The sequence below is a fragment of the Petrimonas sulfuriphila genome (assembly GCA_038561985.1).
Classification (GTDB): Bacteria; Bacteroidota; Bacteroidia; order Bacteroidales; family Dysgonomonadaceae; genus Petrimonas; species Petrimonas sulfuriphila.
Window position 1 is genome coordinate 1,979,168 of record CP073276.1, and the last position, 20,550, is coordinate 1,999,717.

Below are 20,550 nucleotides of genomic sequence, written 5' to 3' on the forward strand. Positions count from 1 at the left end.
GGTTAACGACAATATGGAGCGATGTAAGATTATTACTCAAAAAATGAAAAATGCACATTCCCGTATTTTCTCTCCGATACAAAATGAGGATGAGCGGAAAAGTTTTGTTTTCTGGAATGCTCCAGAATAAAAACTCCCTCGGGTTTCAGGAGTTCTTTTTTGAAAATAAGGTCGGGAATAGTGTCTATGGACTGTAAATCGTAAGGTGGATCCGCAAAGATAAGGTCGAACTTCTGTTTTACCGATTGGAGGTATTTAAACACATCGGCTTTTACCGGGAATAACTCTTTCGCACCCAGTAACTCCTGTGCTTTGCAAATAAAGTTGTAGTGGTTTTGATTCGTCTCAACGTTTACAACAAACGGACATCCGCGGGATACAAATTCCAGGGCTACGCTGCCTGTTCCAGAAAACAAATCCAGGGCTGTAGTTTCTTCCCAGTCCACCCGGTTATTGAGTACATTAAACAGGCTCTCACGCGCAAAATCAGTTGTGGGCCTTGCTTTAAGGTTTGCAGGAACCGGAATCCGCCTCGACTTATATTTTCCACTGATGATACGCATATTAACAGGCGTCCATATCCAAAAGAATATCGGTTGGAATATAGTTTTCGTTTCCAGGAGGGAGCAAATTGAGCTCTTCCACGTTTTTAATGAGTTTTTTCAATGTGGCAATGCTTTCTTTGTTATCCGGTAAATTTCCCGAAAGGACCAAAAGATCGGAATTTTGATCCAGGGATTGTTTTTCCCATACATTCACAATATTGAATAGCGCATCATATTTGTCCTTATCCGGATAGGTGTTGGCAGACAGTAACGTTGACCCTGAAAAGCAGGTTACGGAAACCATTTCATCGTGAAAATCCACAAAACATCTTTTTCGCCTGTCTACCACCCGATAGTTGGCAAAAAAGGGAAGAAGCCGGGCTTTATGGCTGAAAAAGGAAGGATTCCACAGGTTCCTACATAGAAACGAATAAACCTCTTCGTCCAAATCAAAAAGGATACGGCAGCTACTTTCAGAAATGTAATTATTTAAAACCTTCCCGCTCTCTCCGTGAATATTAAATTCAAAAAGCTCTTTTGCTTTTCTCCATTCAAAATAGGCGTCAGGAACGATCGTGTAACGGGGTGATACAATCGTTACAAAGGTTTTTTTAAAAGGCTGTGAGAAAAAATTGACCTCAAAAAATGTTTTTTCGATGTTTCCTATTAAAGATAAGTTTTTACTGAATGTTTTTTCCTGGTAATGGAACACCGACTTATCGGCTGGTGAAAAGATACAAAAAGAAAATCCATCCGGCATAAGCCGAATGGATAAAGTATACTTTTCAGATTGAGCTAAATCAATATTTTCCGGTAAAAACATAACCCAGTGCAGTGTTTACTGCTGAAATTATTCCCAGTTTCCGGCGTTATTGTTAGCCACTTGAAGGGATCCAACCATCATACCCGGATACCTGTCTCCTGGACGATCCAACACCTCTTGGATTTTCTGGTTCAACAGTTTCTTGTCCAGATCGCCCAAATAAACCGTGTAAGGAGTTTTTGCTTCGAAAACCTGTACCGGATAACCAGAGGCTGTAATCAGAGAATCCACTGCCATTTCAAATTTTGCACCGTTTCCGAAAGGAACGAAGGCCAATGAATCGGGATTGATTCTTCTGTTCGGGAAAAGTACTTCGGCAGCAGGAGCATAGATAGAGTCACGCATAAGCTGAGGAGCATTTTTGCTTTCATCCCACAAGCCTGCAGCACGGATCGCTTTTTCGTCTCCGGTGCGGATAATGCTCATGGCTTTCGCTTCAGTCATTCCGGCTTCTAATTGCTCTTCGGTAAGGTCTCCCGATCTGGCAACAGATGCTACCTTCCCGGTTTTGATGAAATCTGCCAATTCATTGAAATTAGCCGTATATGAACCTTTTTGCGTACGATAAGCAACCTGCGATGTGCGAATGTCAACCAGACGCTGGATGACTGCGTTGTCGCGACGTTTTACCTCTGCATTGAAGTCAATTGGGCCTTGAATACTTTTCCAGCAAAGGAAAGCTAATAGGATGATGGCTGCTACTAAAAGCACTCTTACTACAACTTTCATGGATGTTTGTTTTTAATTTTTTATTGAGTTTTTAAATTATTATTTTTGATTTTAGAGTACAAATTTAGAAAAAGAATAATAAATGTGCTACATTTACCACAAAAATAACTCAAAAAAATGATAAATCGGTATTTTATCGAAAAAATCAACGAAAATTTCGCTTTCGATTTTACTGCCGATCAACGTTCTGCGGTTGCAAAGATAGTTGATTTTCTTTACTCGCGGTCAAATAATCAGGTCTTTTTGCTGAAAGGATATGCGGGGACAGGCAAGTCTTCCCTTATTGGTAGTTTGGTTAAAACGATGTCGCAATTCAATCAAAAAGCCGTTTTGCTGGCTCCGACGGGACGTGCGGCGAAGGTTTTTTCGACATATGCCGGTCAGCCGGCATTCACTGTTCATAAGAAGATTTACCGGATGGACAAGTTTACTGAAGGACCCGGTACTTTTTCACTAGCCGAGAATAAACACAAACATACACTGTTTCTCGTGGATGAAGCATCTATGATCAGCAACGACAACAGAGAGTTCTCCATTTTTGGATCGGGCCGGTTGCTGGATGACCTGATGGAGTATGTTTATTCCGGCGAAGGAAACCGGCTACTACTTATTGGTGATACGGCTCAATTACCACCTGTGCAGCAGGATTTCAGCCCGGCTCTTGACGAAAAAACGATTGAATCTTTTTTTTTCGAAGTCGTTACCTGCACACTCACCGAAATAGTGCGTCAATCAGAAGAATCGGGAGTTCTGGTCAACGCAACGATGTTGCGTAATGCCTTGCGGAAGGGTAATACTGTTGACTTTCCCAAATTCAATGTCGATACATTCAACGATGTGAAAAGAATAACCGGCACGGAGCTTATTGATGAGATCTCGTCGGCTTACAACCGTGACGGTATTGAGGAGACTGTTGTGATTTCGCGTTCCAATAAACGGGTAAACGCTTACAATATGGGTATCCGTAATACGGTACTTTACCGGGAAGAGGAACTTTCGCCGGGTGATTTGCTGATGATTACAAAAAACAATTACTATTGGGCAAGTGATATGGAAAATGTTGACTTCCTGGCCAATGGCGAGTTTGTGGAGGTCGTACGTGTTCGCCGGGAGGAAACAATGTATGGATTCCGTTTTTGTAATGTCCTGCTTCGGCACAAAGATTACGGAGTGGAGTTCGAAGCAAAAATTAATCTTGATAGCTTGCACACCGAGGTGCCCGGCCTAACCCGTGAACAAAACGAACAGCTCTTCGCAGCCATAAACGGAGATTATGCTGATATTTCCCGGAAAAGTGCCCGGTACAAAAAAGTAAAGGAGAACCCCTATTTTAATGCACTTCTTGTGAAGTATGGATACGCCGTTACCTGCCACAAAGCCCAGGGTGGAGAATGGAAAAACGTTTTCCTGGACCTGGGGTACGTGAATGAATCGCATATGGGCGATAATTTCTACCGCTGGCTTTACACTTCAATAACAAGAAGTTCACAAATGTTATATCTTGTGAATTTGACAAACGATTTTATTGAAGGAAACAAATAATGATTACTTTTGTGGTCGAATTTATCCCGTTTTTTAACAAAAAAGCAACTGAAACCGGATAATCATGGAAAAGAAAAACGAATATATCGATAGGCTGCTTCAGAACTTACAAAGCCTTGAAGCAAAGGTTTCCGCCATCAAACAGGATGAGTCTGTTTCTTTCTCTTTCTTTCGCGACGCGTTTCAGAAGGGGCAGGAGGTGATGCGTTTGCTTCATGAACTGGAAATGTTTCAGATAGAAGATATGAAACACCAGATGGAGAAACTGATGTTGTTCTTGTCGGAAAGTAAACTGCGAAAGCCTGAAGAGGAGGTGAAAAGTATTGATCCGCCTGCTGCGCAGGAGGAGAAGTTAGCCCACATCCGGAAAAATGCTTATGCGGAAGGTCTCGCTTTACCCACATACACCAATCCCAGGAATACAGAATCGAAAAAAGAAGAGGCCTCTGAGGAGTTTTCCGGTGTGATCCGTTCGGTAAACGATGTTATTCAGGCACCTCCTCCCAAGTTGGATGTCAAACGCGGGCTGAGCCTGAATGACCGGTTTTATTTTCAGCGAGAATTATTTGATAACGATCGTGAAGCGATGAATGCGATGATGATCCGCCTCAATGCATTCGATAATTATGGAGATACCGAACGGTATTTAAGAGAAAAAACCTCGTGGGATTTTAAGGACGAGAGGGTGAAAAGTTTTTTGGAACTGCTGAAAAAGGGTTTTGAGTAAATTGTAATTGCTCTGCGTTATGAGTCGCTGTGTTGATGTTTTCTCCCAAACGATCGAATAGCGATTGATTTACAGCTAAATAAAAACCGAATAACAATTAAAATGGGAAAGCTGGTAGTTGTACCGACCCCTGTCGGAAATCTGGAAGATATGACGTTGAGGGCGATTAACGTGCTGAAAAGTTGTGATTTAATTCTTGCAGAAGATACACGGACAACCGGTTTCCTATTGAAACATTTCGGCATTGAAACCCGGATGCAATCGCATCACAAGTTTAATGAACATCAAACGTCCATTTATATTGCAGAGCGGATCAAAGGGGGAGAGACCGTTGCGCTCGTATCGGATGCCGGTACTCCGGCGATTTCCGATCCGGGATTCCTGCTTGTCCGTGCCTGTGTAGAGGAAGATGTTGAGGTGGAGTGCTTGCCGGGAGCAACAGCATTTGTTCCGGCTCTGGTAATGTCGGGGCTTCCCAACGACCGGTTTTGCTTCGAGGGGTTTTTACCGCAGAAAAAAGGTAGGCAAACCCGGTTGAAAGAGCTCGCTGAAGAGTCACGAACGATGGTTTTCTACGAGTCACCTTACCGGATAGTAAAAATGATAACGCAACTGGCTGAATTTATGGGCACAGATAGAAAAGCATCCGTTTCGCGGGAAATATCCAAAATATTCGAAGAAACCATTCGTGGAACATTGTCGGAACTTATCGAGCATTTTACGGCTCATGAACCCAAAGGAGAATTTGTGATCGTTGTAGAGGGAAAATCAAAATAAACATTTTTGAACTGAATTCGTTTAATAACAATAAAAGTATTGAATTATGAAAAAAGTATTCATTCTATTGCTCGGCGCAGGAGTTTTGTTTTCTTGTACCAATTTTGGAAAGAAAGTGACCGAATCCGAAGAATATCAAAAGTTGCAGGCAGAACGAGATTCATTGCAGGCGGTTTTGAAAACGTCGGATGCCGAAACCCAGGAAATGATGGCTGTGATCAGTGAAGTTGAAGCGAATTTCGATAAGATCCGTGAAGCGGAAAAGTACATTTCAACTCAATCCGCGCAAAGCGGGGAGATGAGTCAGGATACTAAAAAAAGAGTAAGCGATAACTTCCAGATGATTCAGGAGATTTTGAAACGAAACAAAGCTCAACTGGCGGAACTGAACAGGAAGTACGCTTCCAGCAACAAGCAGGTGGCGTCGATGCAAAGTACGATTGACCGGTTGAACAAGGAAATGCAGGAAAGTTCTGCAAGGCTGGTGGTACTGCAAGGGGAATTGGCTAAACGCGATGCGACCATTGCCCAATTGTCGAGTGACATCAGCGAGCTGGCTCAACATGCGGAAGAACAGTCTTCGACCATCAAAGAACAGGACAAATCGTTACATACGGCTTATTATGTTTTCGGTACTGCCAACGAGTTGAAAGAACAAAAAATTCTTTCGGGAGGTTTCCTGAAATCCACTAAAGTGATGCAGGATACTTTTAACAAGGATTATTTCCTGCAAATCGATGTCCGTGAAGTGACGGAAATTCCTTTGTATGCTCCCAAGGCTAAAATCTGGTCGACGCATCCCGAGGGAACTTACGAGTTCGTAAAGGGAGCCAACGACAACCTCACTTTCCAGATCACCGATACTCAACGGTTTTGGAGCCTCACGAAGTATTTGATTATTGAGGTGAATTAAGAGCGAAGGGGGAAATTATGAAAAAAATAGCATCCTGGGCGTTTATTGCGTTCAGGATGTGTTGTCTAAAGCATTACTGATTTTTGGTCCTCGAAATGAAATATAAAAACCTTTTTATCGATCTGGACGATACCCTGTGGGATATTCACCAAAACGGCAAGGAATGCCTGGAAGAGATTTATTCGGATTACGGTTACAATAGGTTTTATCCTACGTTCGATGATTACTACAACGTTTATATGCCATCCAATCATCATCTGTGGAACTTATACCGTCTGGGTGAAATAAGAAAGGAAGAACTGATTGTGGAACGTTTTCTGGTTCCGGTCAGGAAGTTTGGAATCAATGATCCGGGATATGCCAAATCGTTGAGCGACGATTTTTTGGAGCGTACCACCCGAAAAACAAAGCTGATCGACGGCACCTTGGATCTTCTGGATTATCTGAGGCCGAAATACCGGATGCACATACTCAGCAACGGGTTTCGTGAAGTTCAGTTTAAGAAAATTGAGAACTCGGGTTTGCAGCCCTATTTCGATAAAATTATTCTTTCGGAAGATGCAGGGGTGAATAAACCGCATCCCGGTATTTTCACTTACGCACTGAAAAATACCAACTCCCGCCGGAACGAAACCCTGATGATTGGCGACAGTTGGGATGCAGATATTGCAGGAGCACAAAAGAGCCGTATCGCACAAATCTGGTTTAATCCGGCGAATCTTTCATCCGACGGGTTTGAACCAACCTACACTGTGGAAATGCTGGAAGAGATAAAAGAGTTGTTGTAGTTTTACTGCCTCCTTAGTGGCATGGTCATGCATCTCGGCCCTCCGCCTCCACGCGGAAGTTCGGATCCATCCAGTGTAACCACACATTTCACGGACGTTTCCATGTCGAATCTTCCGCTTATCACATCGTCGGCCCGTACAATTTCAAATCCCTTTTTGTTTAATTCTTCCAACGTGTTAATGTTTCGGGCATACGAAATTACTTTGCCGGGTGCGATTGCCAGAAAATTGGCTCCGCTGTGCCATTGTTCCCGTTCTTGGTCCCAGTCGTCGGCCCTTCCACCACAAATGACCGGTTCGACCTCCATGCCTAGTTTTTTTAGTGCTGCCGGGATATTGTTCATGGGTGCGATTTTAACTACTTTCCCGTTTTCGATCTGGATGTGTACGGTTTTGTAGGGATTGCTGTTTAATATCAGAGGTTTATAAACCATGGCGGTATTTTTGTCTAGAAAGGTGAAAGCCATGTCCAAATGGATAAACGATTCGGGTGTTTCCGGTAATTGTTGAACAATAACATGTCTTTTGCTGAGCTTTTCCCTGCACAGCTCCTGAATCAATAGATCGATGGCTTGGGGACTGGTGCGTGCTCCGCTTCCGATTAACAGCACATCTTCACGTGCGACCAATACATCGCCCCCCTCTATTTTCACGGAGGGGTTGTTTTGTGAAGCATCATACATGTTAGTGATCTTGCCGTTGAAAAACAACCCGCTATTGAAAATCGCATCCATGATAAACGATTCTCTCATGCGCACCGCATTGGCCATCTTACAAACCAACGAGGTGTTGCCAATGGTTACCGATGTGTCGCGCGTAAAATAAAAATTGTATAAGGGCTGCAACGCATAATACTCTTCTTTCAGAAAGTCGGTCAGGGTCTTTACCTGCATCGGAAGCCCTTCAATCAATATTTTTGTTAACTGGGATGAGGATAATTCCAGGAGATAATCGAAATAATCTTCTACCTGTTCCGTCACACAGATTTTTTGAAGCAACGATAATCGTTGCCCGGGAATTTCCAGCACTTTTTCAAGCAGGTCGGAAACTTTATATACTAAAGAAGTTTTTTCCAGTACACCTTTTAACTGGGCATATTCTTTTTGTGCGATAGAGAGGTTAAGGATGTCGCTGTAGAGTGCCCGCTGAGCATTTTTTGGTGTCATGTTTTCCACTTCAGGACCCGGATAGTGCAACATTACCGCTTCCAACTTTCCGATTTCCGATTGAACGTTTAAGGTGAGTTTGCTCGTAGACATAATACGTAAGATTTGATTTAAAACACAAAAATAGTAAAATTTAAGTTATCCTGTTTTTTAGACACGTGTATTTTTATAATTGAAAGCTTTCAGTATGTCAGACATGAGTTGTCGTTTTGAAAAAAACAAACCGAATAATTATCTTTTTGATAAAAATTATTATACCTTTGTTTCAGAGAATTAACTCATTTAATCTTCATTGTTATGAAAAGAAATGCCATTATCATTGGAGCTGCCGGAAGGGACTTCCATAATTTCAACACATTTTTCAGGAAGAATAAGGATTACCGTGTGGTTGCTTTTACAGCAGCACAGATTCCGTATATCGACGGAAGGGTTTATCCTGCCGTTCTCGCGGGAAAAGAACTTTATCCGGAAGGAATCCCCATTGTGCTGGAATCTGAATTGCCGGCGTTGATCAAAGAGAAAAATATACACGACTGCATTTTTTCATACAGCGACGTGCCTTATCCGAAATTGATGCACTTGAGTGCGGTGGTAAACGCAGCTGGAGCGAACTTTGTTTTGCTGGGGCCGAATGAAACCATGCTTACGAGTACTAAGCCTGTGATAGCTGTTGTTGCTACACGCACGGGGTGTGGTAAGTCTCAGACTTCTAGAGCTGTAGTGGAAAACCTGATAAAGCGTGGGTTAAAAGTGATCGTCGTACGCCATCCGATGCCGTACGGTGACTTGGCGGCCCAGGCTGTGCAACGATTTGCCACGGTGGAAGATTTGAAAAAGCACAAATGCACCGTCGAAGAAATGGAGGAATATGAACCCCATGTGGTCAGGGGTAACGTTATTTACGCAGGCGTCGATTACGAAAGGATTTTGCGGCGGGCTGAGGAAGACCCCGATGGTTGCGACGTGATTTTGTGGGACGGCGGGAACAACGACTTCTCGTTTTTTAAACCCGATCTTACCATCACCGTGGCCGATCCGCATCGTGCCGGAGCCGAAGTGAACTATTACCCCGGGGAAGTGAATTTAAGGCTTGCCGACGCAGTAGTCATCAATAAAATGGATACGGCCTCTCCGGAAGGTGTCCGGACTGTTCGTGAGAACATTGCCAGGGTAAATCCTGCAGCCATAGTGATCGATGCAGCCAGTCCTGTTAAAGCAGATAATCCCGGATTAATCCGAGGAAAGCGTTGCCTGATTGTCGAAGATGGGCCAACATTGACTCACGGCGAAATGAAGATCGGTGCCGGTACCGTTGCGGCACAGAAATACGGATGTGCGGAAGAGGTTGACCCGCGTCCTTTTGTCGTGGGCGAATTAGCAAATACGTTTGCTGCCTATCCCCATATCGGCACTATTCTGCCGGCCATGGGTTATAGCGACCGGCAACTGAAGGACCTGGAAACAACCATTAACCGTGCAGATTGCGATACGGTTGTCATTGGCACACCCATCGACTTGAATCGGTTGATCCACATTCAGAAGCCCGTTGTTCGGGTTCACTACGATTTGCAGGAAATAGGCACTCCTACGTTGAATGAGGTATTGGATGATTTTGTGAAGCGATGTAAGCTGGGATAAAAGGGTTTGCCGGGGGCGGGCCGGTTTAACTGAGGTGCTCCTTCAACGATTCCACCCACTTTTCGATGCGTTCGTCGGTGAGGTCGGCGTCGTTGTCTTCATCCAGCGGTAATCCCACAAAAACGCCGTTTTTTAATGCCCTGGAGTAATCGAATTGGTAGCCGTCGGGAGAAACTTCACCAACTGTTGTTGCTCCTTTTTCCGAAACTGTTTCGTACAAAATACCCATCGCATCCACGAAAGAATCGGGATAAATGAATGAGTCGCCCAACCCGAAAAGAGCAACTGTTTTCCCCGTCAGGTCCATTTTTTCCAGCTTGTGGTAGAAATCAGACCAGTCATCCTGCAAATCCTTTACTCCCCAGGTCGAAATGCCGAGGATTAGTACATCGTTGGAATGAAAAGCTTCTTCATCACCGTCGTAAATGTCGATCAGGGAAGGAGAGTACTCCGATAGTCTTTCAGCGATTTTCTCAGCGGCTCTCTTTGTGTTTTCGGTGCTGGAGCCGTATATAATTGCAATTGACTTCATAAGCTTATGTGATTAAAAAATGATTTTGCAAAGTTAACATTTAGTTTCATATCCGCAAACAGAAAGAAATTTATACCCGGGAGCAAGAAAGCGTACTGCGGTTTTAGCCGCAGTGCGCTTTTGCAGATTTCCTTTTCTGTGAATAGTTTTGGTTACGGTGCAAACGTGGAATATATCCTGAAACTATTGGCGGGAATAGCAAGGTTCATCATTGAAGAGGTTGCGTTCAGAGTTTCCAGACTGTTCATATAATTGTACCATGTCCCTGTCTTCGGGAAAGTGGTTGACGCGGTTATGGCTGCGTTTGTGAAATTGCCAACAACAACTATCTGCTTGCTGTTTCCGAACGAGGAAAGGGTGAGAAAACGGCCTTGCTCCCAGAAAGATTCGGTCACTTGCCAGTTAAGGTTGGCGGTGGAGCTGAACAGTTCGGGATGATCATGTCGCAGGTTGATCAGGAGGGAATAAGTCGTGTGGAGTTGCTTCCGTTCGGGTACGTCAACGTAATTCCAACGAACGGGTTTCTTTCCGGTACGTCCGTTATAATCGATATTTACGTCGTACCCCAATTCGCCGAACTGCCATATCATTTTAGGTCCTGGAACGGTAAAGAAAAAAGCCGCGTTGGTTTCCAGCCTTTTCATCCTGGCGTTTAAATCGGTTTTTATTGGATCAATACCCCATTGAACCTGTTTGTATGCGAGACGCTCTTCGTCGTGACTCTCCATGTAGCTAACCAGGCTGTTTGCTGGACGTGAAGCATTGTAGTATGTGCCCGACAAATCAGAATTGTCTGTTTTATAGCCCATTGCCGTTTGGCCATACTGCCAGTTCATGTTTCTCCAAACCATCATTCCAGCGTTTGCCAGTTCGGTTTCTTCGCGGTTGTCGGCAAAATGTTCCAAGATTACCAGGGCTTCAGATTTCACATTCTTGATGACTGCGTTGTATTCTTTCAGAATAGCAATGCGCGATGCATCGTAGTTTCCGGCAGTAGCTTCAGAACTCTGGTTCTGAGTAAACCCTTTGGTAAGGTCAAACCGGAAACCGTCGATGTTGTATTCTTCCAGCAGAAATTCCAGGTTTCGTTTTACGAATTTTCTGACCAATTCGGACTGGTGGTTGAAGTCGTGAAAAACAGAGTAGGGATGGGGTGCATTCACATTGAAATAAGGGTTGTTAGCCGAGGTTTTATTGTTTTTTACGTCCCACCATATTCTCGCAAAGGGATTGGCTCCGGTGGCGTGATTATACACAACGTCGAAGAGTACGGCAATACCCCGTTTGTGGCATTCATCGATAAACTGTTTGTACATCCGGTCGGTACCGTAGGCTTTGTCCAGAGCGAAAAAGAAGGCCGGATTGTAGCCCCAGCTGTCGTTTCCATCGAATTCCTGCACCGGCATAAGTTCGATGGCGTTTACTCCCAGATCTTTTAAATAATCCAATTTCTGAATGGCTCCGCTGATATTCCCCTGTTCCGTGAAATCCCTCAGCAGCAGTTCATAGATTACCAGGTTATCTGTTGGTGGTGTTGTAAAGTCGGTAACTTGCCAGTTATAGGTGTCGGGACGGGTATTGAAAACGGAAACAATTCCGTTCCCTTTTGGCGGATATATTTTATTATCGGGATAGGTGCTTGAGGAGATGAATGGATCGTTATAGGGGTCGAGTATCTTGCGTGAATAGGGATCGGCAACATAGACCGTTTCTCCGGTTTTTGTCCCTAAATAATACTGAAAAGCATATTCTTTAGCTGGATCCAATCCAGAGACTGTTAACCACCAACATCCGGAGGCATCGTCTCTGTTCATCTGTGATTTTTCGTCTTTTGTAGGTTCCCAATTGTTGAAATCCCCAATAACGTGGGCAAAGTCTTTGTGGACGCCATTTTTATCTTTGTCGTACAAGACAAAGGTTACCGTGGAGTTATTTATGATGTTAATTCCTTCACTTACTTTTGCCGGCAGAGGTAACTTCTTGATTGGTTCCGGCCGGGGAATGTCATCTTTACATGAGATTGCCAATAGAAGGAGAGAAATAAAAACGGCTTTGCTTAATGTTTTCATATTAAAATGTTTTGTTTCCTTATTTCTCAACTTGGACTGTTTGTCTGCCCCTCTGCCACAATCACTTCTTTCGGACCCAGCTTCAGTGTTTTGCCAAAAGACACTGTTTTTCCCGAGATCACATCTTTTCCACTTGTTTTGTTTTGAATTGACTCTCCGTAACGGTCGAGATTTATTTCCACATCATTCGAGGTCCCGTTCATGAACACCAGTATGCTTTCATCGCCAAGATAACGCTCATAAACGTAAACACCTTTTTGGAGCACGTAATGTTTCATCTTGCCTTTGGCAATGACCTTGTTGCCGCGACGCCAGTGAAGTAGCTTGCTGAGAAAGTCGAATGCTTTGTTCTGGAGAGTGTCGCGTCCCTCTCGGGTAAAATGGTCCGATTTATCACCGAGCCATCCGCCCGGCATATCGCGACGGATATCTCCGTCACTGAGGCTTTTGTTACCGTTCATCAGCAGTTCGGTGCCGTAGTAGATCTGCGGTGTGCCGGGCATGGTGAGCAGGAACGTGATTGCTTGCTTCCAGCCGGAGAGATTCTCTGGATACTTTTTCAGGAAGCGGTCGGTATCGTGGTTGTCTAGGAACCGCAGCACGTTGTAGATATCCGGATAGATAAAGTCGTAGGTCATGTGGTCGTAGATACCGTGCAGCCCCCCATTCCATTCGGTAGTCTCTTCAACGAAGGCTGTGTGCGACAGTCCCATAAAGCGGAAGTCCATCACTGATTTGAGGTTTGTATTATCACGGTTGTTCAGTTTGCTGTCTTTCTGCCAGAATGCTGTTCCGATGGGATTGTTCAGCCATGCTTCTCCCACGATATTGTAGGTCGGATATTCTTTGTAGACAGCGTTACACCAGTCGACCATCATCTCGTAGTCAGCATAAGGATAGGTATCCTGTCGGATGCCATCCACGCCGGAGTATTCGATCCACCAGATGCTGTTCTGGATGAGGTATTTTGCTACGTGGCGGTTGCGCTGGTTCAGGTCGGGCATGGAGGGCACGAACCATCCGTCCACCATCTTGCTTCTGTCGTACTCCGATGCGTAGGGATCGAAGTACATCTCCTTCATGTGGGAGGTCTGTACATACTCTCCCAGGTTATTGAACCAATCGGGTGAGGGAACTTCTTTTAACCAGGGGTGGTCGCTCCCGCAGTGGTTGAAAATCATGTCCATCACTACCTTCATCCCTTTGTCATGGGCATCGCTGATTAGCTGACGATACTCCTCGTTGGTGCCGAAACGAGGATCCACCCGGTAGTAGTCGGTGGTGGCATATCCGTGGTAGGAACCACCCTCCATGTCATTCTCCAGCACCGGGTTGAGCCATATCGCGGTGACTCCCAGGTCGGAGAGGTATCCCAGGCGATCGGAGATCCCCTTGATGTCACCGCCGTGTCGGGCGTTGGGGTCGTTGCGGTCCACCTTGTATTCGGTGCGCATCGGTATCTGGTCGTTCGTGGGATCGCCGTTGGCAAAACGGTCCGGCATAATCAGATAGAGCACATCTGATGGGCCGAAACTTTCAATAGCCATACGTTGCGGATCGCGTGGTTTCAGTTCGTAGTTGTACGTGATCTTCTTTTTTCCTTCGGTAAAAACGATTTCGAACTTTTGCGGAGCACTGTCAGAAATATCTAAGTACAAAATCTGATAGTTGGGGTTTTCAAGCGTTACCGCCTCTTTCAGGTATACATCTTTTGCCGTAACCGAAACCTTATATGAGGCGATATCCTTGCCCGAAATCATCAGTTGTAGCTCTGGCTCCTGCAAGCCGGACCACCAGGAGGCGGGTTCGACCTTTATTTGTTGCGCCTGAAGCACGAGCGACGCGAAAAAGGTAAGAAAGGTGAAAATTCTTTTTTTCATTGCATGAGATAAGCTGAAAAGCCTGAGGCTGTTCTGATGAGAGCCTCAGACTTTTCGGCAGTTAGTTATTATTACTTGATTGACCCTGTGTTGTCGTCAAAATGCAACGTGGCCACCTGGCCGGCTGTAACTGCAACTGCTGCTTGATCACCGCCATCATTTCGGTATTCGATCGTTGTGTTATAAACATTAAATTCAGCCTGCCACCAATCGGGAATCCAGGGATGGGATACGTACATACGCAGATTGCCGCTTGTTGTTGTCGGAGGCGAAACAACGGTTCGGGTGTCCAGATTGACTGTAAACAAGTTGGATGCTTTATCTTTGTCCCAGCCACCATAGGTGTCACCCATGCCGAAAACTTTCACCGGGACAACAGACAATTTTTTCTCATTGTTACGCAAATCAAGCACGATAGTGTAAATCCCCGTCTCGGCGATTGACATGTTGCCGCCACTTTCGGTAACTGCAATGCCATTGGAATCGAAAGAAGTAATTTCTCCAAATCCAAGATTGGTATTTCCCCAGTTGGCATTGGATAGTTTGAATCCTTTTCCCGCCTCAAGGGAGAGAATCTTCCAGTATAAACCCTCATTTCCCCCTGCCACTTTGTGCATCTCTGCCGCTGCCTTGGTGCCGGGAGTATCCCATCCGTATGAGGTGGCATCGCCCACCAGATACATTTTTTCCGGATATTCCGGCGGGACAACCGCTTCACCGATGATGTCGAAGGAGGCATTGTAGGCACGGCTCCTTAAGTCGTACTGGATGGTGAATTCAAACTCACCACCTACTTCAGTGGTGAAGTCGGAGCCTCCGGGCCTTACCTGGCTCATTGCATTTTCGATTAGCGGTGCTTGCGATGTGCCGAAGTTGCCCAAGTCAGTAAATAACTTAGCTTTTCCGCCTTCTTTATTGATTTCTTGTCCCCAGCCTCCGCTGTACCTGAATTTATAACCGCCAGGTGTCATGTTAAGCTTGCCTTTCCAAGTGATGGTCAACTTGTCATCGAACGAAGGAGCACTTAATGCTGTTTCTCCATCCCAGCCTTTTGGGGTGGCAGCACCAATTACACCATAATTTACGGGCAGGATGTTTATTTCCTTTAAAGCGGTATTTACAACTACGAAGTAAAAGTCGTCTTTTTCAACTTTTAAGGGAGTAGCATCTTGTGAAAGCGTATATACTGTAATATTGTCGGCTTTTTTCACTTCACCTCCATTGCCATATTTTACAACCTGATTTAAATCGGCAGCAACGGAAATAGTGAAATCTCCGTCAGCTTTTAACCAGGTATAGATTCCTACTAATTCGGGCAGTTCTGTCACGTCTCCATCGAGAGGAACTGCTTTTAAAGCCGAGGCCGGGGCCTCTCCGCTGTACACGGTGGCCGAACCGCTGATGTACACCCCTTGTTGAATGTCTTCAACAATTGTCCAATTTTCGTTGTCACTGCAATTCGCTAAAAAAGGCAGCAGCAAGAACAATAGATATTTATATAAATGTTTCATTTCTGTTTAGTTTATTTAATTGGTATATCCGGGGTTTTGGGTCAAGTTGGTGTTCAACGATAACACATCTACCGGGATAGGGAATACGGATCTGTAAGGAGCCGAAACCGGCCGGTCTGAAATGGGTTGATGAAATTTGCCGAAGCGGATTAAATCCTGACGCCTCATCCCTTCCCATGCGAATTCCAGCAATCTTTCATCCAACAGGTTGTTAAGAGTTGCTGGCCTGGCGCCGGCCCCAGCTCTCGCTCTTACTTGCTGCAACTCGGCATCTCCGTTCTGTCCGGCTCTTACCAACGCCTCAGACTTCATTAGCAGCACATCCGCATAGCGGAACAATACCCAGTCGTTGTGAACCAGCTGACCACCCGCCTGGGCTGTCGGATCAAATTCATATTTAGCCAACCGGGCACCAGCGGTTTTCTCGTTGGTACTTCCTGATACATCAAGCGCAATGGCATCCGGCTTGTATTCCAGCTCCTTGTCTCCATCCATCACGGGATTGCCGTCGGGTCCGTAGACCTTCCCCAGAAAATAAGTTTTCTCCATACGGGGATCAACCGCATCTTTTCTAAAGACAGCCAAAGCTTCCTTGGTTGCCGAGGCTCCGTTCCATCCATCCTGTGAATAGGCTTTAGCGTGCGCATAGTGCCTAGAACGAACAAGATACATGTTGCGGGCTTTATAGAGTACCGGATCCATTGGGATGACGAAGATATTCTCTTTCGAACTCTCGTTGGTAATGCTAAAATTCTTCGAAAAATCGCTTTCCAATGTGTATCCCAACTCAGTAATAGAGTCGCAATATGCAACGGTGGCCTCCCACGGCGTTTTGTTTGCTCCACCAACATTGAAAGTGGTTGTTCCGTTCGGTATGCCATTATTGTCTGTCCAATCATCATCTGCATATACTTGTGCATTTAATGCCAATTTCGCCATCAGATAGTAGGCAACCGGGCGGGTCATCCGGCCGTAAAATTCACCTTGTTTGGAACTGTTGGCTGTTGATAAAAGCGGAATGGATGCTTCCAGTTCTTTCTTTATAAATGCAAAAACTTCCGATCGGCTCGACTGTCTTACGTCGGCTATCTGAACAGAGGCTGTTTCAACAATGGGAACCCTTGCATAGAGATCCATCAGGTAATAGTAGTACATGGCTCTGATTGCCTTCACTTCAGCCAGGTAGACGGGAAGAAAGCTGTTTTCCGGGTCTTCCTCCACCAATGCGTTTAACTTATCGATGGATTGGTTGGTTTTACCGATCACCCGGTATAGATAGTCCCAGCTTCCTTTTACCAGGGAGTTATCGGTTTTCCAGTTATGTGTGAAAATATCTTGCCACAAACCACCATCAAACCAGTCACCACCACGTGTGGGGAGAAGCGCTTCATCGGCTGTAAAAGTGTTGAGATCGTAGATTCCCCTGTCTGTGCCGGCCAAGCCCTGGCTTCCTCCGTCTCCGCCAATTTCGGTGTAGAGGCTGGCTACGGTATTCAGATAAATAAGCACAGGACTTTTAAATGCTTCGTTCTCGGGCATCTGATCTGCCGGATTTTCATCCAGGTTGCAGCTGAAAAGAACAAATGCAAACGAGAGTAATAAACTGTATAATATTTTATTTTTCATAATCTCACTTCAATTAAAAGTTAATACTTAAACCCAGTGAATAGGTGCGGGAAAGCGGATAGAACCTTTTGTCGTCAAGCCCCAGTTCTTCATTCACCGTGGTACTGTTTATCATTGGAGATAAACCGGAGTAGTTGGTAAATGTGTGCAAATTATTTACAGATGCAGTTAAACGTATAGAATTTACCCAATTTTTCATTTTTTCCACATTGAAGTTATAGCCCAGTGTTACATAAGCGATATGCAGGTAATCGCCTTTTTCCAGCCAATAGTCGGTTACCGTGCTGTCAAAGATTTTCTTCTCGGGAGCATCGGGCAATACATTATAGGTTGGGAATACGTTCATATTCATGTAGGATAATGATGTTCCATTGTAAATTTTATGGCCAAAAGCACCGTTCATTTGTGTTTGGATATCGAATGCCTTGTAACGGAAACTGATGTTGGTTCCCATGATCACTTTCGGCATTGCCTGGCCGGCAAAATACCTGTCGGCTCCGTTGTTCAAATTAATAGCCGGATCCTCATCGAGGTTCAGAATGTTATAGCTATAGCTTCCTAATCCGTCGTTGATTATGCCATTTGATTTAGGTAAGTAGAAAACACCCAATGGCTGACCAACAACCTGATAAGTTACGTATGTGTTCCCACCTTGGAATCCTGCACCGTTAATTCTTGCCAGTTGCATATATTCTGCTGCATTGAGTTCTTGTCCCATGTAGGTTCCGCTTAACGATAAGAGCTTATTTTTCTGGAATGCCATGTTTCCCGATACGGTCAACTCCATATCCTCCGTTCTGAGGGGTGTAATACCTAGTGAAACTTCCAAACCGCTATTTTCCATTTCACCTAAATTAGCAAGCAATTTTGGATGCACAAAGGGAGGTACCGGTACATCGTAGTTATACAGCAAATCTTTTGTCCTGGAGTAATAATAATCGATGGTGGCTGTCAGTTTCCGGTCAAAGAAGGATGCGTCCATACCCACGTCGAACATGTCTTTGGTTTCCCACCTCAAATCGGGATTCGCATTTCTGTTATACCCGTAGGTTACTGTTGGTACTCCGTTGACACTGGTCAATCCTGAAGGCCCCATCAGCAAAAGGGAATTGTAGGCACTGATGGCATCCTGATTACCGGTACGTCCGTATCCGACTCTCCATTTAATTTCGTTAATTTCGTTGATGTCTTTAAGGAAAGATTCCTCGCTCATTACCCACGCCAGAGACGCTGAAGGGAAAAACCCCCATTTGTTGTTCTCTCCTAATTTCGAAGAACCGTCGAAACGCATATTTACTGTAGCAATATAGCGGTTAGCGTACATGTAGTTCACCCGACCAAGAAATGAGTTCAAACTGTATCCGTTTTTATATGAACTCACATCTCCGTACTTTACAACAGCACCGGCAGCCAGGTTGTCATAACCGAAAAAGTTAGTGTCAAATCCACGTGCGTTTGCTCCGAATCCGGTGTAATTGTAGTTTTGCCCTTCAATCAACGCTAATGCGTCTAAACGGCTGTTTTGGAACATTTTCTTGTAGTTCAGGCTTATGTTACCCATCAGGATATTGCTCTTATTCATTCCTCTATAGGCTTTACCTCTGCCTTCCCTTACCCCTTGTTTAATGTTGGTGGGAATGTAGTTCATGTTCTCTTTTGCATTGTAGGTATAAGACCCAAATGCGCTTAAATTCAGGTTGTCGTTGATGGCCCATGTTAACCGTCCATTTGTTGACAAATAGGCGTTGTCTTCTTTGTCGCTGATAGTTAAACGACCAAGCGGGTTGTCCACTTCGTTTGCATTCGGATCTTCCGGCCAGGTGCCATCATCGTTTTGGGTATTGGGAAAAGTGGGGTTGAAAGATGCGGCGGAATAAAACGTCTTTTGGTAGTCGTTGACATATCTGCTTTCTCTTTTTGAACCAAACATACCCAGATCAAGTTTAAGCTTGTTATCGAAGTAAAGCTGACTACCGTCAATTTTTGCAGTGTAGTTCCTCATCGAGTTATTTTTGATTATCCCTTTTTGGTCAATGACACCCAAGGATGCTCTGAAATTGGTTTCAGCTGTTCCGCCACCAAAAGAAATGCGGTGATTTTGTGTGTATCCGGTTTGGAGCATTTCTTGCATGAAGTTGGTGTTGGCGCCCTTGTCCAATGCGTTGGCGTATCCCATCGACTCCACGGCAGCTCTGTAACCGTCGGCGTTCAACATGTTGATGGTTTTGTAAACATCTTCAACGCCGAAAGTCCCGTCATAATTGATGGATTTTGTTCCGGCTTTTCCTTTTTGTGTGGTAACAACAATCACACCACTTGCTCCTCTCGAGCCGTACTGTGCTGTTTCCGAGGCGTCTTTTAAGATGGTGAAACTTTCGATGTCGGATGGAGAAAGAGCATTCAACAATGCCAGGTCGCCAAACACCCCGTCAATCACTACAAGGGGGTCATTTCCTCCTGATAACGAGGTTGTTCCGCGAATCCTGATGGCGCTTCCCGCTGTCGGGTCGCCGCCAGTCTTCTGGATATTTACTCCGGCTACTTTTCCTTTAAGGGCATCCAGCGGATTCACGATAACCCCGGCGTTCATGTCTTCTCTTCCAACCTTTTCCACGGCACCGGATATGGTACGTGTACTTCCTGTTGCATAACCGATTACCACCACTTCATCCAGCAATTCCATGTCTTCTTGCAGGATAACTTCTATGCTGTTTCTGTTTTGAATGGCTATCGTTTGGGTTATATAACCCACATAAGAGATAACGAGTGTTCCATTACCCGGAGCCTGGATGGAAAAATTCCCGTCGTAATCCGTTACCACACCCGAGGTTGTTCCTTGTAAAAGGATACTGGCTCCGATGATCGGTTCGCCCGCAACATCTTTTACCGTTCCCCGCACATTTATCGTAGAGCCCGTTTGAGCGCTGACCGATAAAATCATTAGCATGCTCGACAACACTGTCATCAAGAACGCTTTCGTACTTTTTTTGAAATTTACATGCATGTTTGTTAACGTTGTAAGATTAACTGATTTATACTTTTCTACTCTCTACTTTTTTCGCAGAATTACATTAATTATAAGTAAATGACGGCAAATGTGTTCTCATTTATTCATATTAATTTCCACTCTTGACACAAAAGTAAGGTTAAAACAAAAAATTGCACGGATAAAACAGTGTTTTAACTGTATTTACCTGTGCAAACGATTGCATTTTTTAAGTGTAAAAAATAAACTGTCAGTAATTTACGGTTTTTGAACGAGTGCCTTATGGTAGGAAAAAGAC

At 44.7% G+C, this 20,550-nt stretch carries 16 protein-coding genes; 6 read left to right on the plus strand and 10 right to left on the minus strand.

Annotation, left to right across the window (positions count from 1 at the left end; genetic code table 11):
• Positions 1-32: 32 nt before the first annotated feature.
• From rsmD to KCV26_08220, 3 genes are read right to left on the minus strand one after another with little or no spacing between them, the layout of a single operon-like run.
• A complete protein-coding gene (gene rsmD / locus KCV26_08210; protein ID WZX35328.1) occupies positions 33-563 on the minus strand; it encodes a 16S rRNA (guanine(966)-N(2))-methyltransferase RsmD in 531 nt (176 codons plus the stop codon).
• A gap of 1 nt (position 564) precedes the next feature.
• Positions 565-1,368 (minus strand): DUF3822 family protein, encoded by an 804-nt coding sequence (locus tag KCV26_08215; protein ID WZX35329.1) that lies wholly within the window; start codon positions 1,366-1,368, stop codon positions 565-567.
• Positions 1,369-1,395: 27 nt separating this feature from the next.
• Positions 1,396-2,097, minus strand: coding sequence for a hypothetical protein (locus KCV26_08220; GenBank protein WZX35330.1), 702 nt, complete (start codon positions 2,095-2,097; stop codon positions 1,396-1,398).
• A gap of 117 nt (positions 2,098-2,214) precedes the next feature.
• Between KCV26_08220 and KCV26_08225 the strand changes: the two genes are divergently transcribed.
• The 5 genes from KCV26_08225 (at position 2,215) to KCV26_08245 (ending at position 6,844) form a co-directional block, all read left to right on the plus strand.
• Positions 2,215-3,639 carry an AAA family ATPase gene (locus KCV26_08225; GenBank protein WZX35331.1) on the plus strand — a complete coding sequence of 475 codons (1,425 nt, stop codon included), beginning with the start codon at positions 2,215-2,217 and terminating at the stop codon, positions 3,637-3,639.
• Between the two features lie 64 nt (positions 3,640-3,703).
• Complete coding sequence (locus KCV26_08230) at positions 3,704-4,366, plus strand: hypothetical protein (GenBank protein WZX35332.1); 663 nt, start codon at positions 3,704-3,706, stop codon at positions 4,364-4,366.
• 102 nt (positions 4,367-4,468) lie between these two features.
• Positions 4,469-5,143, plus strand: coding sequence for a 16S rRNA (cytidine(1402)-2'-O)-methyltransferase (rsmI, locus tag KCV26_08235; protein WZX35333.1), 675 nt, complete (start codon positions 4,469-4,471; stop codon positions 5,141-5,143).
• Between the two features lie 115 nt (positions 5,144-5,258).
• Positions 5,259-6,056, plus strand: coding sequence for a hypothetical protein (locus KCV26_08240; protein WZX38354.1), 798 nt, complete (start codon positions 5,259-5,261; stop codon positions 6,054-6,056).
• A gap of 95 nt (positions 6,057-6,151) precedes the next feature.
• The gene (locus KCV26_08245; protein ID WZX35334.1) at positions 6,152-6,844 is read left to right on the plus strand and encodes a YjjG family noncanonical pyrimidine nucleotidase; all 693 of its coding nucleotides are present in this window, start codon (positions 6,152-6,154) and stop codon (positions 6,842-6,844) included.
• Between the two features lie 2 nt (positions 6,845-6,846).
• Here the strand turns inward: KCV26_08245 and KCV26_08250 are convergent, their stop codons facing one another.
• Positions 6,847-8,103, minus strand: coding sequence for an arginine deiminase (locus KCV26_08250; GenBank protein WZX35335.1), 1,257 nt, complete (start codon positions 8,101-8,103; stop codon positions 6,847-6,849).
• 204 nt (positions 8,104-8,307) lie between these two features.
• Between KCV26_08250 and KCV26_08255 the strand changes: the two genes are divergently transcribed.
• Positions 8,308-9,648 carry a hypothetical protein gene (locus KCV26_08255; GenBank protein ID WZX35336.1) on the plus strand — a complete coding sequence of 447 codons (1,341 nt, stop codon included), beginning with the start codon at positions 8,308-8,310 and terminating at the stop codon, positions 9,646-9,648.
• A gap of 25 nt (positions 9,649-9,673) precedes the next feature.
• On the opposite strand, the gene KCV26_08260 is transcribed toward KCV26_08255, so the two are convergent.
• The 6 genes from KCV26_08260 to KCV26_08285 all read right to left on the minus strand — a co-directional run bounded on the left by KCV26_08260 (position 9,674) and on the right by KCV26_08285 (position 20,213).
• Positions 9,674-10,180, minus strand: coding sequence for a flavodoxin (locus KCV26_08260; GenBank protein ID WZX35337.1), 507 nt, complete (start codon positions 10,178-10,180; stop codon positions 9,674-9,676).
• A 152-nt stretch (positions 10,181-10,332) separates the two neighbouring features.
• A complete protein-coding gene (locus KCV26_08265; protein WZX35338.1) occupies positions 10,333-12,249 on the minus strand; it encodes an alpha-amylase in 1,917 nt (638 codons plus the stop codon).
• A gap of 26 nt (positions 12,250-12,275) precedes the next feature.
• A complete protein-coding gene (locus tag KCV26_08270) occupies positions 12,276-14,129 on the minus strand; it encodes a glycoside hydrolase family 13 protein (protein WZX35339.1) in 1,854 nt (617 codons plus the stop codon).
• Positions 14,130-14,200: 71 nt separating this feature from the next.
• On the minus strand, positions 14,201-15,640 hold the full coding sequence (locus tag KCV26_08275; GenBank protein ID WZX35340.1) for a SusF/SusE family outer membrane protein: 1,440 nt from the start codon (positions 15,638-15,640) through the stop codon (positions 14,201-14,203).
• A 15-nt stretch (positions 15,641-15,655) separates the two neighbouring features.
• Complete coding sequence (locus tag KCV26_08280) at positions 15,656-17,266, minus strand: RagB/SusD family nutrient uptake outer membrane protein (GenBank protein ID WZX35341.1); 1,611 nt, start codon at positions 17,264-17,266, stop codon at positions 15,656-15,658.
• 13 nt (positions 17,267-17,279) lie between these two features.
• Positions 17,280-20,213 (minus strand): SusC/RagA family TonB-linked outer membrane protein, encoded by a 2,934-nt coding sequence (locus KCV26_08285; protein ID WZX38355.1) that lies wholly within the window; start codon positions 20,211-20,213, stop codon positions 17,280-17,282.
• Between the last annotated feature and the right edge of the window lie 337 nt (positions 20,214-20,550).

Bases quoted from the DNA above. Each gene is read 5' to 3' on its own strand.
- KCV26_08225 (WZX35331.1), top strand. From the start codon at position 2,215: ATGATAAATCGGTATTTTATCGAAAAAATCAACGAAAATTTCGCTTTC.
- KCV26_08260 (WZX35337.1), bottom strand. From the start codon at position 10,180: ATGAAGTCAATTGCAATTATATACGGCTCCAGCACCGAAAACACAAAG.
- KCV26_08285 (WZX38355.1), bottom strand. From the start codon at position 20,213: ATGCTAATGATTTTATCGGTCAGCGCTCAAACGGGCTCTACGATAAAT.
- rsmI (WZX35333.1), top strand. From the start codon at position 4,469: ATGGGAAAGCTGGTAGTTGTACCGACCCCTGTCGGAAATCTGGAAGAT.
- KCV26_08255 (WZX35336.1), top strand. From the start codon at position 8,308: ATGAAAAGAAATGCCATTATCATTGGAGCTGCCGGAAGGGACTTCCAT.
- KCV26_08215 (WZX35329.1), bottom strand. From the start codon at position 1,368: ATGTTTTTACCGGAAAATATTGATTTAGCTCAATCTGAAAAGTATACT.
- KCV26_08230 (WZX35332.1), top strand. From the start codon at position 3,704: ATGGAAAAGAAAAACGAATATATCGATAGGCTGCTTCAGAACTTACAA.
- KCV26_08280 (WZX35341.1), bottom strand. From the start codon at position 17,266: ATGAAAAATAAAATATTATACAGTTTATTACTCTCGTTTGCATTTGTT.
- KCV26_08275 (WZX35340.1), bottom strand. From the start codon at position 15,640: ATGAAACATTTATATAAATATCTATTGTTCTTGCTGCTGCCTTTTTTA.
- KCV26_08220 (WZX35330.1), bottom strand. From the start codon at position 2,097: ATGAAAGTTGTAGTAAGAGTGCTTTTAGTAGCAGCCATCATCCTATTA.
- rsmD (WZX35328.1), bottom strand. From the start codon at position 563: ATGCGTATCATCAGTGGAAAATATAAGTCGAGGCGGATTCCGGTTCCT.
- KCV26_08270 (WZX35339.1), bottom strand. From the start codon at position 14,129: ATGAAAAAAAGAATTTTCACCTTTCTTACCTTTTTCGCGTCGCTCGTG.
- KCV26_08265 (WZX35338.1), bottom strand. From the start codon at position 12,249: ATGAAAACATTAAGCAAAGCCGTTTTTATTTCTCTCCTTCTATTGGCA.
- KCV26_08250 (WZX35335.1), bottom strand. From the start codon at position 8,103: ATGTCTACGAGCAAACTCACCTTAAACGTTCAATCGGAAATCGGAAAG.
- KCV26_08245 (WZX35334.1), top strand. From the start codon at position 6,152: ATGAAATATAAAAACCTTTTTATCGATCTGGACGATACCCTGTGGGAT.